Consider the following 13558-nt stretch of genomic DNA (forward strand, 5'->3'; position numbering starts at 1 on the left):
GCGATTAGCCGGCGAGCCGATGGCCAATGATTTCGGCGTCTCCACGCCGACGACCTTTGCCGCATTCAGCGTCGCCCTGGTGGTGTCGGCATTGCTGGGACCCGCCCCCCGCATGAGCTATGGTTCGATTGCTTTCGAACGACCGCACTGAGACGGTTCCCTGCCACTCGAAGCGAAGTCGCTGACTGGCGGAGATGGGTCGGCTACGGAAGTCCGGCCCGGCAGTGACGCCTGGTGGCCGCCAGACTTCCGGATTCGGCCAATCAAAGCCGCTGGCTCCTCCTGCCGTAGGCGGCCGAGCCACAAACGAGAGCGGACTTCGGCGACGGCGTCGACAAGTAAGTGTTGCGCTTCTATATGCGTCCCCATGATCGCACTAATTCCGCTGCAGCCTCGAAACAAGAAACTAGATCTGGATCGAACTGCCCCCCAGACTCGTCACGAATTCGCCGCATTGCCTCTCGCCCGTCGAGGCCATCTTTGTAGGGACGTGCACTGACCAGTGCATCGTAGGTGTCGGCTAACGTGACCAAGCGCGCTACAAGTGGGATCTCGCTGCCCTTGATGCCTAGAGGGTAGCCGCCGCCGTCCCAACGTTCATGGTGGTGAAGAACGGCCATTCTAATCATGCTCAGATGCGCCGAAAGCGGCTCATTTTCACGTTCCGCGCATCGCACAATCGCGCTGCCTATTGCCGAGTGAAGTTTGACTACCTCATATTCTGCAAGGTCAAGTCTTTCGCACTTATGAAGAATTTCCGGCGGAATGCAAAATTTACCGATATCGTGATATCTGGCACCTGCCACAATCGATATTGAATCCGGCCCAGTACATATCGCTGCATGAACGCCAGCGTGCTCCATACAATGCAGCATGGCCTTGACGAGTCGCGCGGTTCGACAGCCATGGCGGACGATCTCAATATCGTCCATACGGTATGTCTTGATGTCGAGGTCTTCACCAAGATTCCTGTGAAGGCTGGCCGAGAAAGACCTGGTTTGATTGAAGAGGATTCGATGAGCGGCATCCACGACCTACCTCCCTTATCAAGCCAACAAGGATGCACCCGATCCGCTTACGCTGTTGTTGTGGAAGCGGATCCGACACACTGCTATTGCTGATAGTAGGAGAGCGAGGTGATCGCGCATTCGCAGCGGAGTGGCTGATCTGGCATGTCTTCACGAAAAGCATATGAAAATTTCGAAGACGAGAATGTTAGAAAACTTACTTCGCTATCCCATAGATCTTTGATTGAATGATCTTCAGTCCTCAAGAGTTCATATGCCAGCACGTCCAACGCCCTGGCTAGAAACAAAAATTCCGAGGAGGCTGCCATGTCAGCAAAGGGCGTTCAAGGCGCGCTATTCGCCTTCTGCTCGATCGTCGTCGCGACGACGGCAGCGCTCGGCGCGGAGCGCGCCGAAGATCGCCCACCGCGAGGCGCCTACATGGCCAGTCAATGCAAGGATGCTCGTGCATGCCCGTTATTCGATGATGTATATGCCACTACTCCGCCTTTCCGGCATGCCCTCTCCTTAAGCCTGCGGCATGGAAGATTGCAAGTGCCAGATTGGGTGAAAGCTAAGCTGGAGCACAATCGCAATGGCCCTGCGGATGACGTCGCTGGCAGTCTAATGGATACCGCGTCGCCAATGCTGCCTCTGCGGATCGATGGACGCTCGTATCTGCTCGGCAGGATGATGGACCCTGCCAATGCCCAGCATCGCATCGTCGCGCTGTACGACACAACGCGCGGTTCAATTACCGTCCGCTACTTCGATGAGAAAGGGAAGACCGCACTGTTTGGGGACACCACCGAGATCCTGGTCAAGGTAATCACCGACTACGTCAATCCGGATTCTCCGTTTTCCCGGTCCGCTAACCGCACCGATGTCTCCTTGCCCATCCCCGTAAGCAGCAAGCAGTAACGCGTTGGAGTTACACCGAAGCGGATTGCGATTGAGCTTCCCGTTTTCGCGGTGCGATGAAGCTGTTGCTAGCGCGTCAAAAGGGAGGAGAAGCGCGATGACGACTGTTCGCGAAAGAGCGGTAAAGAACACCAGGCGCTCGTCTGGGGCCGGGCGGCTTCCAAGACCCTGCTGTCTGGTGCTCGGTGTTGCCGTCGCGGGCTTGACCGCGGAAGCGGAAGCACAGACATGCGCGACGATCGGTACGGGCCAGGTTTCCGCCACGAATGTTTGCACTGTGGGCGCGCCGTCCATCACCAGTACTGTGGCAAATCCGGTTGACGTGACCGCCAGCGGCGCCGGTGCCAATGTCACTGCCAACAGCGTCACGCTGGGTCTGTCAGTGGCCAACGCCATTGGCGCAAACGCCGACTCCGGCGCCCGAATCAACTTCAATGGCGGCGCGATCAACACCACATCGAATACAGCCGCGCTTGCAAATGGTCAGATCGGACTACGCGCAAGCGGAAGCGGAAGCTCGATCTTCGCGGATGCCGTAGTGATCAACATGCGCCCTGCTGCGGGGGTCTCCTTGACCGCCGTCCGGGCAGAGGCTGGTGGCGCGATCACGCTGACGAATAGCACTGTCAATATCGGGGGCGTTGGCAGTGGCAGAAACTTTAATCATGGATTGATGGCAAGCGGAGCCGGCAGCAGCATCTTTGCCACCGGTGTGAATGTTACCGCTGCATCGACGTTCTCCGACGCAGCACGCGCTGAACTGGGCGGCACGGTGACACTGATAAGCAGTACGCTTGCTGCAACGGGCGCAGGAAATGCCACAAACGGACCATCGGCCGCTGCCGCCGCGGTGTCGGGAGGAACGTTGGCGATCAGTGGGGCAAGCACCAGTCTGAGCGGGGGCGTCAACAATCAGTCTCACGGACTCTACGTCTCCGATGCCGGCTCATCGGCGACTGTATCGGACGCGATCATCACGGCAATAGGCGGCAGTGGCTCGACCGGTGTTTTCGTGGAGAACGCGGGCAGCGCCACCATCTCGGATAGCTCGATTAGTTCTGCGACTTACCGCGGCGTTTGGGCAAACGGCAGAGCGACCGTCAGTCTGACGAATTCCACGGTCACTACGCTCATCGCCAATGCAGTCGCCGCCGGCGATGGCGCCAGCGTGACCATCAACGGCGGCACCTTGGTAGGCAGCGGCCAGGTACCCACGCTCGCGGTCAGCGGCGTGAACTCGACGGTGACCACCAACAATGTCGCGATCCGCAGCAACGGCAACGCGAACGCGCCTGGGGTATATGTCGGGGGCGACGGCCTGGCGACAATCAATGGCGGCACGGTCGAGACGTTCGGCACGACCGAGCGCGCCCAGCGGGTCAAAGGCATCGCGGCCAATACCCCGAATGCGCGACTGGTCACCAACGATCTCATTATCCACACGCATGGGGGCGAAGCCATTGGTGTGGCTGCAGATGATGGAGGAAGTGTCTTCATAAATCGAACGTCGGTGGTGACCGATGGACGCAACGCTATCGGTGTCTATGCCGGTGTGGACCCCACCAAACCAGGCCAGGCCATCGTCGTCGCCAATGCATCAAGAATTGAGACCTTCGGTGAAATTGCTCACGGTGCCCAGGCACAAGCCCAAACATCGCTTGCCATCCCCGCAACGGTCACGCTAGGCGAAAACACGACTGTGCTCACCCATGACACTGGCGCGGTTGGCTTGCGTGCCATCCTTAAGGGGAAAGTCGAAGCCCTGCAAGGCAGCACGGTGACGACGGAAGGCGCGGCAGCGCATGGCATGTTCGCACTCGGCGAGCAGAGCTTAGTTCTGCTGAATAACGCTACCGTGACCACCGGGGGAATCTCGGCGCATGGTGGCCTCGCTCAGGATGGCGGACGGATCAGCGGAACGAGTGCTACTGTTACCGCGACAAACGCCAATGCCGCCGCCCTTTTCGTCGCCGGCGATCTCGCTCCTACGGCGGCAGATTTCACATCGTCTACGCTGACCAATCGCAGTGGGCCCACCATCGCGTTGGCTGGTTCGGCGACGGTCACGCTGGCCAACTCAAGGGTATCAGGCAGTGGTGAATGGCTAAGGGTTGGCACGGCCGCTGATTTCCCGAGCCTGCCGGGAGCGGAGGACCCCGTTGGCAGGCCAGAGTCCGTGGCGCCCGGAGATGATCCCTCGACACCTCCAGCCCTGCTGTCGATTTCGGCAACGGGTACATCGTCGCTTGTCAAGAAGCCGCTTGCTTTACCCGGACTCGCTACCGTCGATGCGTCTGGCTCCACGTTGAGCGGCTCCGCCTTAACAGTCTCAGGCAGCACATCGAATGTCACCTTGCGCAATGGCTCCGAGTGGGACATGACAGGAAGTTCGAACCTCACGAACCTTACCAATGATGCGAGTCGAATTCTTTTCTCCTCACCGCTTGCCGGCGCGTTCAAGACGCTTACGGTGAGCAACTACACCGGTACCAATGGCGCATTGATCGGACTCAACACCGTGCTTGCGGCAGACAATTCACCTTCGGACAAGCTCGTCATGGATGGTGGAGTGGCCAGTGGCCTGACGGGCCTACGAATCACCAATGCGGGGGGCGCGGGAGCGGTGACGCAGGCAAACGGCATCATGGTGGTGGACGCCGTGAACGGTGCAACGACTACAGCAGGCTCTTTTGCGCTATCGGGCCGGGCCGTGGCCGGCCCATATGAGTATCGGCTATTCCGCGGCAGCGTAGATGGTTCGAATTCTGATGCGTGGTACTTGCGTTCGGAGCAAGCCGCACCGCCCACGCCTCCGGTTCCGCCAGCCCCGAATCCCAATGTCATCGTTCCGCTGTTTCGGCCAGAGGTAGGTGCATACCTAGCCAACCTGCGGCTCGCCGCCGGTTTCCTTGTGCACAGCCTTCATGATCGACTCGGCGAGCCACAATGGACGGAACAGCAGACGTTCGAGAACGACGATCAGCGCCGCGGCTCCGGCTGGGTACGCCTAGTGGGCAAGGACATCGGCTCCCGCACGAGTAGTGGCACCTTCGACGTGCAAAGCACGGCATGGATGCTGCAGTTGGGCACCGACGTGGCGCAGTGGTCAGTCTTTCGCGGAGACGACCGACTGCACGTGGGCGGCATGCTCGGCTATAACTGGGGATCGAGCACTGGCCGAGCCACCGGAAATCCCTTCAAAGCGGACAGCGACGTGCAAGGCGTGAACATCGGCGTCTATGGGACATGGTTTCAGAACGATAAATCGCGCCTCGGCTGGTACGCCGACCTGTGGGCGCAGTTCGGCTGGTTCACGAATCACGTCAATGGAGAGCTTCTGCCCTCCGCCAGCTATAGCTCGAAGGTTCTTGCGCTATCGGCGGAGGCAGGCTACGCATGGCTACCCAGTTTCACACGTGACTGGGTGATAGAACCGCAGGGGCAGATCATTTATGTTCACGGGTACCAGGGGACGTTCAACGAACCGACCGGCACGCAAGTGGGCGGTGCCGATTCGGATGGCGTCATCACCCGCCTGGGTGTGCGAATGCATCGCACCTGGATCGATGGCAAGGGCTACCGCTACCAGCCATACGTCACCTTGAACTGGTGGCATGACTCCGTGAATAACCAAATCGCGCTCAACAGCGTTGCCATGGGCGACCTGTATCCGAGCAACCGATACGAAGTGAAACTCGGCTTCGATTTGCAGGGAGGTCGCGGCTGGACAGGATGGAGCAACGTTGGCTGGCAATGGGGCTCCCAGTCCTATCACGCGCTTATTGGGCGGGTCGGTGTCAAGTACACATGGTGACGAAATTTTCCTCCGGTCGAAATGGCAATCGAGTTCTAGACGACGTCGCTCCCCCCGAGGCGAGCATCGGATCGCTGATAAAGACGCATCGAGAAATAGAGTGGCCAGCGATGGTGACTTGCAGCGAGGGCTATTCTTCGTTGGCCGCTTTACCTCCAAGAGAAGTCATAACTTTGAAGGGCCGCGAATGGCTGAGTAGGGTCGGTTCCTGCCCGCTGACCTCGGCAGGGCGGATCTCCGGATCGCCATACGCGCAGGCGCCTGATGCCAATCGAGCGTCCGCCAAGTCCGCGCATGTTTCTCCGCCTGAAGCGCTGCAGCCTCTGCATTTCTCGTGGGTAGGCCTCGTCGTTGCAGCAAACGGGCCATGCGCTTGCCGATATGGTTCTCAAGGCGACCAAGCAGTGTAGCGCGGCCGCACTTTCTTCAAACTGCTCTGCCAGAACAAGGAAGAAGCGCTGGCCTGCGACCTCGCCTAGGTAGGCCGCTTGAAGGGCTTCATTGTTCAGGCTCATTTTTCGCCGAGCTTGTCACTTTTGATGATTCTTGCCGCTGCTTTCGTGTCGGCGCTACAGCCTTTCTCCAGCACCGGCCGGGTTTCGGCCGCCTCGACCAACTCGTGTCTTGCAGCCTGCAAATCAGCTTGAAATGTGGCATCCGCATGGAGGCGTGCGACCACGCCTGCGGCGATCGATTGTCCTGCCTGGATATCGCTTTGCCAATGCACGCCGCAAACCGACCGACTCTGTGCAAAATCCCGGCCTCGATCGAGGAGCAAGTCCGTACGGGCGGGAGCCAGTTCGACCAACAGGAGAGCCCATGTCCACCCAATGGCCGCGTGGCCGGACGGATAGGAGCCTTCCTTGGCCAAGGCGCCCTCTTCATCTGGCGTGCAGCTCGCCTCCTTGTTCGCGACGAAGGGCCGGACACGCCCCCAGTGGTTTTTAGCAGCATAAGTGGCAAGACCAGCGTCAATCATGCTCCTTCGCAGCAGCAGATATAGCCGCGGCGTGGCCTTCTCACTGACTGAAGCGCCCAGGGCGCACACAAACGCCCCCGCTGCGGCCGGAAAGCGCAAGTTGCTGTCAGCGATCGCCTGGTCCCAACGCGGTGCGCCTTTGAAGTTCCGGCCCGACCGGTACGCCTCCTCGTCTGCCGCTAGTGCTACCGATCCTGAGGCAGGCGGCGGGGGCAAGAGCGCGAGGCTGTCAGGCAATGCGTCACGAGACAAATAGCCGGCCGGGATACCCGGACGAAATTCCGGAACAGGACTAGCACTATGCGTGGCCGCTGGGCCCGAACAGGCCACAAGCACAATGGCGGGCAAAACAGAAATCAGGCGAATGCAATTCATGAATGTCAGCCGATACAGATGTCGAGTCGGACCGCTCCAATGCCTGGAGTCGGCTCTCCCCCGCTTGTATATCGGATCGCCCTGCATTGAATCCCCTCTCTTTTCGAGAGGGTTCCCTGCCACGATCGGAGAGCTCCAATTCGTGAAATGCATGCTACTCTTTCGACTCGGACGAGTGAGACGGCACAGTGCAAACAAGCGGGTGACTGCGCCGCGAGTTGGCGCAGTCGCCGCAAATAATTTGATATTCCTAGCGAGGAATTTTTCATGAGACGAATGCTTGCCGCGATCATTGCCGCCTTGACGCTGGTGCCTGTAGCGCAGGCTCAGCCTGCACGGCTCGGCGATCAGGAAATCACGGACACGTATATCTATCTGCTTTCCCGTCTGTTGGTCCTGCGGCAACAGCAACTCGACTTTAAGGGTGGTTTTCAGTGGAACAAGTTGATCCACCGGGAGCCCGGCGATGTCCAGTGGCCGAATCCCAATCTCGATGTCGCCTATTCCGAGGCCTGGGTTGCCGTAGATGAAAAGAGTTGCCTGCTTGTCTCTGTGCCGAAGATCACGGGCCGCTACTACACGGTGCAGTTCCTCAACGGCTGGGGTGAAACCGCGGCCAACATCAATGAGCGCGTATTCCCGCGACATCCGAGCGGGGATTTCGCTGTCTGCCTGAAAGGAAGCGCAGTGAAGCTCCCACGCGGAACGCAGCGCGTGGATGTGCCGGTAAAGACCATGCGCGTGTTATCGCGCGTTGAGCTTGGTGCCGACTGGAAAAAGGCCGTGGCGCTGCAAAGGCAGTTCAAGCTCCGCCCCACGGGTAAGCCGGTGCTCCCCACGGTGCCGGAAATCCCGATGTTCGATATGGATAATTTGCCTGGCGCCGAGGCCTTCGATTCCGCCGAACTCGCGCTCGAAAGCGAGGCCGACATCAATCCGGGCATGCAAGCATTGCAGAAGAATGCGCGCGCTATTGCCATGGCGGTCAAGGAACCGGCCGAGCGCCAGCGCGTTGACCAGGTGATCCGCACCAAGGCATTTGCCGATATCAAGAAAGCGCTGCCCAATCTCGGTCACGGCACCGTGAGGAATAACTGGGCGCTGCCTTCGACCTCCGGCGTCTATGGCGATGACTGGCTGGTACGTACGCTGATCAACTATGGCGGCATCTGGGCCAACACGCCCGAAGAGGTCATCTATTTTAAAGCCTTTGTTGACGCCGTCGGCGCGCCGCTGTCGGGGGACCATGCCTATACGCTGCATTTCACCAAGGACCAGTTGCCCGCGCGGTACGCGACCTACTTCTGGTCGGTAATCGCGGTCGATTCGGTTAACAGGCAGGTGCTACCCAATCCGCTGAAACGCTACCTGATCAACAAGGAATCGAAGCTGCAGTACGGCTCGGATGGCTCGCTGACCTTGTATTTTGCCGATGCGTTGCCGAAGGATGCACCAGAAGGCAACTGGCTGCCGACGCCCAAGGGACAACGCTACAGTCTGACCTTCCGTTACTATCGCCCGCAGGGTGCGGTCGCAGAGAAGGCGTACTTTCCGCCGCCGCTCATGAAAAACTAGGACGCCGCACCGCTGTCCGGATGGGAAATGCCCGCAGACTTCAACGTTCACCCGGGAGGCATGACGTATGAAATCCAGGAAGTCCTTCTCGACCTGCCATCTGGCCCTGATGACTGTCCTTGCTATCGGAAGTACAGCCTATGCGCAGATTCCGGAAAGCAAGCCGACTCCATCCTCTGGCATTGCGGGTACGCCTGCGGGTACCGTGATGAGTAAGGAGTACGTGGCAACGGTTGGACGGATGGCCTACATCTGGGGCTGGCCACTGGTCAACAACCTGAATCGCTCCCTCGCCATGAAGGACTTGCCCGAGCCGGGCCGTATCGGGGGCATCGTCCCGGTGTCGCCGCCGGGCTATGTGTCCATGCTCACCGACTACATCGACGCCGCAGAGAGATTCGTCACTTGCCCGAACCAGGACACTGTATATGGCGCGGGCTTCCAGCGACTGAACAGCAAGCCAGTCATCGTGCAGGTGCCCGACTTCGGCAAGCGCTTTTGGGTCTACCAACTCTCGGACGCGCGAACAAATTCCTTTGGCAAGCTGGGTAGGCAGTACGGCACCAAGCCAGGCCTCTACCTGCTGGTGGGGCCCGACTGGAAGGGAGAGGTGCCCAAAGGTGTACAGGCAGTTATTCGTTCGCCCACCGATCTGGCGACGGTATTGCCGCGCATCTTTCAAGACGACACGCCGCAGGACAAACACGCGATTCAGGCGGCCCTGAGCCAGGTAATGGTCTATCCGTTATTGGAGTACACCGGCAAGATGAAGACGAAAGACTGGAGCACCACGCCATCCTTTCCTGCGCCACCGGGCCAAGGCGCGGGAGAGACCAAGTGGGTCGTGCCAGAGAAGTTCTGGGACGAACTGCCCGTCGTAATGAGTGAGGTACCACCGCTGCCAGGTGAGGAGGCCGTGTACTCGACCATCCGGTCGGTATTGGATGCGGCCGCTAGGAATCCGGACCTTAAGACAGTGCTCGTGGAGACGGCCGTGGCCGCTGAAGAAGGGCTCATCAAGCCGCTCTTCGAGTTCCGCAACAACGGGCGGCCCATTGGCAACGGCTGGAACTCACCATCGAATGGCGCGCGTTGGGGGTACGACTACCTTTCACGCGCCGCCACGGCGCGCTCCAACATGTATGACAACGCGCCGGAGGAAACCCGCTACATCTACACCGACGTTGACAAGACAGGCCAGCGACTTCATGGCAGCAAGCGCTACAGCGTGACCTTCGCCGCCGGGCAAACGCCACCGGTCAACGGCTTCTGGTCACTCACGGTCTACAACAAGGAGCACCTGTTCGAGCCCAATGCCCTCAACCGCTTCTCTTTAGGCACCAAGAGCAAGGATTTGAAGAAAAATGCCGATGGATCATTGACGCTGTACTTCCAGCACCAGTCGCCAGGCAAGGACAAGGAGAGCAACTGGGTTCCGACGCCGGTCGACGAGTTCTCTTTGTATATCCGCGCTTATTGGCCCAAGGCGAACATCCTGGAAGGGCGCTGGGTGCCGCCGCCGGCAGAACAGATGAACTAGCGCAGCCGTTGCACCGGAGCGGGAGCAGGCTCGGGGGCGATCTCCTGGACGGTCACAGGTAAGATCGCTGCCCGACTGAAGCGATTCTGTGCAATGGCTTCACGGGTGTCCGGCTCCCCTCGATTTATTGTTGGCATCAAGGCATAGCTGCCGGCAGTTCTCGGTAGTTCGGTGTGGGCAACCCAAGGCCGACAAAGATCTGCGGATACTTTCACGTATCAACACTCTTTCAGTGGCTAGCCGACGAATGACTGCTTGTTCTTGGGTACAGCCAAAGAGCATCCCGCGATTAAATGGCAGTTCAGGGTCGGTAACGGTCTAAGGGAGAACTGAAGTACGGGCTGCACTTCATACCGTGAAGCCTGTGGAATGTGCAACCATAGGCTGAAGAGTTATCAGCCCAAGACCTCCATTGCCGCACAACTCATGCGCTGTACGTTGTTGGAACGATAGTTCAATCTCGCGTATTACTTTCAAACTCCCGTAGTTCCCGGAGTTGCGATTCAACGTTCGCAAGGATGCTCTGCTGCTCAGTCTGCGAACGAGTTCTCAAATAGGCAAGCGCTACCAACGTAAGCGGATGTACGTTAAGAGCATCGGCAATGGAGTCGATCTTGTCGAGTGTCGGGCTTTTCAGTCCCCGCTCCAGGCTGCTGACATACGTCCGACTGGAGACCACATCTAGCGCCTCTTGCGGAACTTTACGAAATCGCCTCACAGTGCGCAGCGCACTACCAAAATTCTGTCTCAGCGTCATGGGAAGAGCAGCGCAAATCCCACAATCTCGCTTCGATGAACACTATAGGGCTACAATCTATAGTGTTCAATACGTGATGGTCACCGGATGACGGCTACTTTGGCGAGGGTGCTCTAGGAAGCCCCCTTAAAAAAGTGGCCTATTCGTTTTAAGGCATATGTTTCTGATTCAGGATGAAAATCGGTTGCCGCTTCCGTCGGCGTTGGCCGGCGACGGTGCAGGTGTGTGGGCAGTAATGGAGCAATGGACCCCCGGCGACTTACTGGTTCTCCGAGTGTCGAAGAAACGAGCTCGGGGCTTACCACGAATCGTTTGGATGGATCTCAACCGCGGCGCCGTCTCCTTACAACAGTTCCTTGATGGCACAGAGGTGTTGCGCGGCGCCGCAGTGGTAAGCACCGGTGGCGCCCGTCAGTGTGAGAACTGGTATTTGGATCCGTTGCGGGAGATACGAGTCGGCGTAAGTGAATACAGCGAAGCCCACGAGGCATTCTTAACCGCCACCTATTTCACGACAACGGCCGGCCGAGAATTTTCAGTACCGCACGGCTTTGCAACGCGCTATGCGCGGGGTCGGCGCGTCTGGCAGGCCCCGCAAACCTAGTGCGCGAATGCGATGACTGATACGCGATTTCATGATGCGATGAACTGGTCAATGTCGCCCGAGAGCCACTATGGGTGGGGCAACCGCTACTTTATTGACACAGAATTCAGCGACTTTCAGGACCCTGAATTGCTCAGCATCGCTCTCGTTGGGGAGAGCGGGATTGAGTTCTACGGTGAGCGCACGGATTTTAATCCGGAGTGCTGTAGTGACTTCGTTCGAGCGATTGTGCTCCCGCAATTCGGTCAAATCGACGGCAGGGCGATGGCTGTAAGCAGCCTAAGACAGGAACTGCGTGAGTGGGTTGCAGCCATCCCGCCCAAATTCAAGCCTGTGATCTGCTACGACCATGCCGTGGACCTCGTCATGCTGCAATTTCTACTCGATGGTCAGTTGCCCCATCATTGGGCGTTCGAGAGTATCCGCGGGCGGCTCAACGCAGCACGCCGGGCGGCATACTTTCGAAAAAACGGCGGCGAACATCACGCGCTGCATGACGCCCGGGCAAATGCCTACGCCTGCGCTTTCTAGTATCTTTGAGGATACTTATACGGTGCAGCCCAAGTCTCAGCTACCCGAAACGCAAAGTAATGCGTGTAGTGACAAAAAAGTCTGAGAACCAAGCCAGACAAAGCAAACCAAGCTTTCCAGGCCAAGGTTCTCAGATTTTAATGTCACGATTTCTCGGACTTTTTTGTTCAGTCACAGCGGCATTCCCATGCCGCCTCACTGCAATCAAAGGAACCTGAACAGGTTCATTTGCTGGATCTGCATGAACGATTGCTGCGCGCCCTGCAGTGCAGTCTGGCGCTGGTAGTACTCGGTGATGGCCGAGGCGTAGTCCAGTTCGGTCAGGTCGGACAGCGACTTGGCGCTGCTCAGGTCGCGGTTCTCGCCGATGGTGTCCAGCGCGTCGAGTTCGTTCATGCGCGAACCGACCGACGAACGCACGGTCAGCACGTTGTCCAGCGAGTTGTTGTTCTGGCGCAGGCCCGTGGCGATCACGTTCTGCAGGTTGGCCTGGGCCGCGGCCTGCGACGTGCCCGAGTTGATCGGCTGGCGCAGCGCGGTGATCACGTCCTTCAGGTTGGCGAACATGTCGGCGCCCGCCTGCTGGGCCGGTTGCACGGTGAACGAATCGGCGTCGGCCGGGGTGCCCTTGATCGAGAACGACACGCCTGCCACGTTGATGGCGCCGCCGTCGACGTAGTCCGTCGCGGTGCCCACCGGGTTGCCGGTGGTCTGGTCGTTGATCACGTACTGCTTGTTGCCGGAAACCGCGTCGGTCTGGAACGTCACCTTCAGCGAATGGCCGTACAGCGGGTTGGTCGGGTCAGTTACCGAGATCGCGCTGAACACGCCCGTGCCAGCGTTGGCGGTGTTGCCCTTGATCACGTAGCCGGCGTTGGCGGTCACCGACTGGAAGACCTCGGCGCCGTTGTTGCCCGCTTCCATCTGGCGGGCCACGTCCACCTGCAGCAGCTGGTGTCCGGTGTCGCCCAGGTAGGTGATGTTGCCCGCGGCGTTGGCCGCGAACGGTGCCGAGCCGGACTTCAGGCCCGCGAACAGGTAGTTGCCGTTGCCGTCGTCGGCGTTTGCCAGGCCCACGAGCTGGTCGTACTGGCCTTGCAGGGCCGTTGCCAGCGATGCGCGGTCGTTGTCGCTCAGCGTGCCGTTACCGGCGTTCACCAGCAGCGTCTTGATGTTCTGCAGCGTGGTAGTCACCGTCGACAGCGTGTTTTCGGTCAGGCCCAGCGATGCGTTGGCCTGCTCGCGCGACTTGGTGTACTGGCCGTTCACGGCGAGCGACTGCGACACGCCCAGCGCGCGCGTGGCGGCGACGGGGTCGTCCGACGGCGTCAGCACGCGACGGCCCGTGGCGAGCTGCTGCTGCACGTGCAGCAGGCTCGACTGCTGGTTGTTCATCGAGTTCAGGCCCTGGTGATACAGGGTGGAGGTTGCTACGCGCATGGCGTGATTCCTTCT

11 protein-coding genes are annotated in these 13558 nt (G+C 59.2%); 7 read left to right on the forward strand and 4 right to left on the reverse strand.

The annotated features are described in order from the left end of the window. Positions 1-19: 19 nt before the first annotated feature. Positions 20-151, forward strand: a complete 132-nt coding sequence (locus tag MFF62_RS30765; RefSeq protein ID WP_283205322.1) for a hypothetical protein — start codon at positions 20-22, stop codon at positions 149-151. A gap of 202 nt (positions 152-353) precedes the next feature. Here MFF62_RS30765 and MFF62_RS07935 read toward each other — a convergent pair whose 3' ends face one another. Next, on the reverse strand, positions 354-1031 hold the full coding sequence (locus tag MFF62_RS07935) for an HD-GYP domain-containing protein (protein ID WP_238261887.1): 678 nt from the start codon (positions 1029-1031) through the stop codon (positions 354-356). 303 nt (positions 1032-1334) lie between these two features. On the opposite strand from MFF62_RS07935, the gene MFF62_RS07940 reads away from it, so the two are divergent. Both MFF62_RS07940 and MFF62_RS07945 read left to right on the forward strand, forming a co-directional pair. Further along, the gene (locus tag MFF62_RS07940) at positions 1335-1928 is read left to right on the forward strand and encodes a hypothetical protein (protein ID WP_238261889.1); all 594 of its coding nucleotides are present in this window, start codon (positions 1335-1337) and stop codon (positions 1926-1928) included. A gap of 97 nt (positions 1929-2025) precedes the next feature. After that, positions 2026-5742 carry an autotransporter outer membrane beta-barrel domain-containing protein gene (locus MFF62_RS07945; protein ID WP_238261891.1) on the forward strand — a complete coding sequence of 1239 codons (3717 nt, stop codon included), beginning with the start codon at positions 2026-2028 and terminating at the stop codon, positions 5740-5742. Between the two features lie 511 nt (positions 5743-6253). Here MFF62_RS07945 and MFF62_RS07950 read toward each other — a convergent pair. Continuing rightward, on the reverse strand, positions 6254-6721 hold the full coding sequence (locus MFF62_RS07950) for an acid phosphatase (protein WP_238261892.1): 468 nt from the start codon (positions 6719-6721) through the stop codon (positions 6254-6256). A 642-nt stretch (positions 6722-7363) separates the two neighbouring features. Between MFF62_RS07950 and MFF62_RS07955 the strand changes: the two genes are divergently transcribed. Together MFF62_RS07955 and MFF62_RS07960 are read left to right on the forward strand one after the other, a co-directional pair. After that, positions 7364-8671 (forward strand): DUF1214 domain-containing protein, encoded by a 1308-nt coding sequence (locus tag MFF62_RS07955; protein ID WP_238261894.1) that lies wholly within the window; start codon positions 7364-7366, stop codon positions 8669-8671. A gap of 67 nt (positions 8672-8738) precedes the next feature. Continuing rightward, entirely contained in the window at positions 8739-10211 is a 1473-nt protein-coding gene (locus MFF62_RS07960) for a DUF1254 domain-containing protein (protein WP_238261896.1), read from the forward strand. Positions 10212-10665: 454 nt separating this feature from the next. Here the strand turns inward: MFF62_RS07960 and MFF62_RS07965 are convergent, their stop codons facing one another. Continuing rightward, the gene (locus MFF62_RS07965; RefSeq protein ID WP_238261898.1) at positions 10666-10968 is read right to left on the reverse strand and encodes a helix-turn-helix domain-containing protein; all 303 of its coding nucleotides are present in this window, start codon (positions 10966-10968) and stop codon (positions 10666-10668) included. A gap of 316 nt (positions 10969-11284) precedes the next feature. Between MFF62_RS07965 and MFF62_RS07970 the strand changes: the two genes are divergently transcribed. Then, the gene (locus MFF62_RS07970) at positions 11285-11572 is read left to right on the forward strand and encodes a hypothetical protein (RefSeq protein ID WP_238261900.1); all 288 of its coding nucleotides are present in this window, start codon (positions 11285-11287) and stop codon (positions 11570-11572) included. A gap of 12 nt (positions 11573-11584) precedes the next feature. Then, positions 11585-12103: a 3'-5' exonuclease family protein gene (locus MFF62_RS07975; RefSeq protein ID WP_238261901.1), complete on the forward strand. Its 519-nt coding sequence runs from the start codon at positions 11585-11587 to the stop codon at positions 12101-12103. 204 nt (positions 12104-12307) lie between these two features. On the opposite strand, the gene flgL is transcribed toward MFF62_RS07975, so the two are convergent. Further along, positions 12308-13543 carry a flagellar hook-associated protein FlgL gene (gene flgL, locus MFF62_RS07980; RefSeq protein ID WP_238261903.1) on the reverse strand — a complete coding sequence of 412 codons (1236 nt, stop codon included), beginning with the start codon at positions 13541-13543 and terminating at the stop codon, positions 12308-12310. Positions 13544-13558: the final 15 nt, after the last annotated feature.

The sequence above is a fragment of the Cupriavidus pauculus genome (genome assembly GCF_022179805.1).
Classification (GTDB): Bacteria; Pseudomonadota; Gammaproteobacteria; order Burkholderiales; family Burkholderiaceae; genus Cupriavidus; species Cupriavidus pauculus_E.

Bases quoted from the DNA above. Each gene is read 5' to 3' on its own strand.
- flgL (WP_238261903.1), bottom strand. From the start codon at position 13,543: ATGCGCGTAGCAACCTCCACCCTGTATCACCAGGGCCTGAACTCGATG.
- MFF62_RS07970 (WP_238261900.1), top strand. From the start codon at position 11,285: ATGGATCTCAACCGCGGCGCCGTCTCCTTACAACAGTTCCTTGATGGC.
- MFF62_RS30765 (WP_283205322.1), top strand. From the start codon at position 20: ATGGCCAATGATTTCGGCGTCTCCACGCCGACGACCTTTGCCGCATTC.
- MFF62_RS07955 (WP_238261894.1), top strand. From the start codon at position 7,364: ATGAGACGAATGCTTGCCGCGATCATTGCCGCCTTGACGCTGGTGCCT.
- MFF62_RS07975 (WP_238261901.1), top strand. From the start codon at position 11,585: ATGACTGATACGCGATTTCATGATGCGATGAACTGGTCAATGTCGCCC.
- MFF62_RS07940 (WP_238261889.1), top strand. From the start codon at position 1,335: ATGTCAGCAAAGGGCGTTCAAGGCGCGCTATTCGCCTTCTGCTCGATC.
- MFF62_RS07965 (WP_238261898.1), bottom strand. From the start codon at position 10,968: ATGACGCTGAGACAGAATTTTGGTAGTGCGCTGCGCACTGTGAGGCGA.
- MFF62_RS07945 (WP_238261891.1), top strand. From the start codon at position 2,026: ATGACGACTGTTCGCGAAAGAGCGGTAAAGAACACCAGGCGCTCGTCT.
- MFF62_RS07960 (WP_238261896.1), top strand. From the start codon at position 8,739: ATGAAATCCAGGAAGTCCTTCTCGACCTGCCATCTGGCCCTGATGACT.
- MFF62_RS07950 (WP_238261892.1), bottom strand. From the start codon at position 6,721: ATGATTGACGCTGGTCTTGCCACTTATGCTGCTAAAAACCACTGGGGG.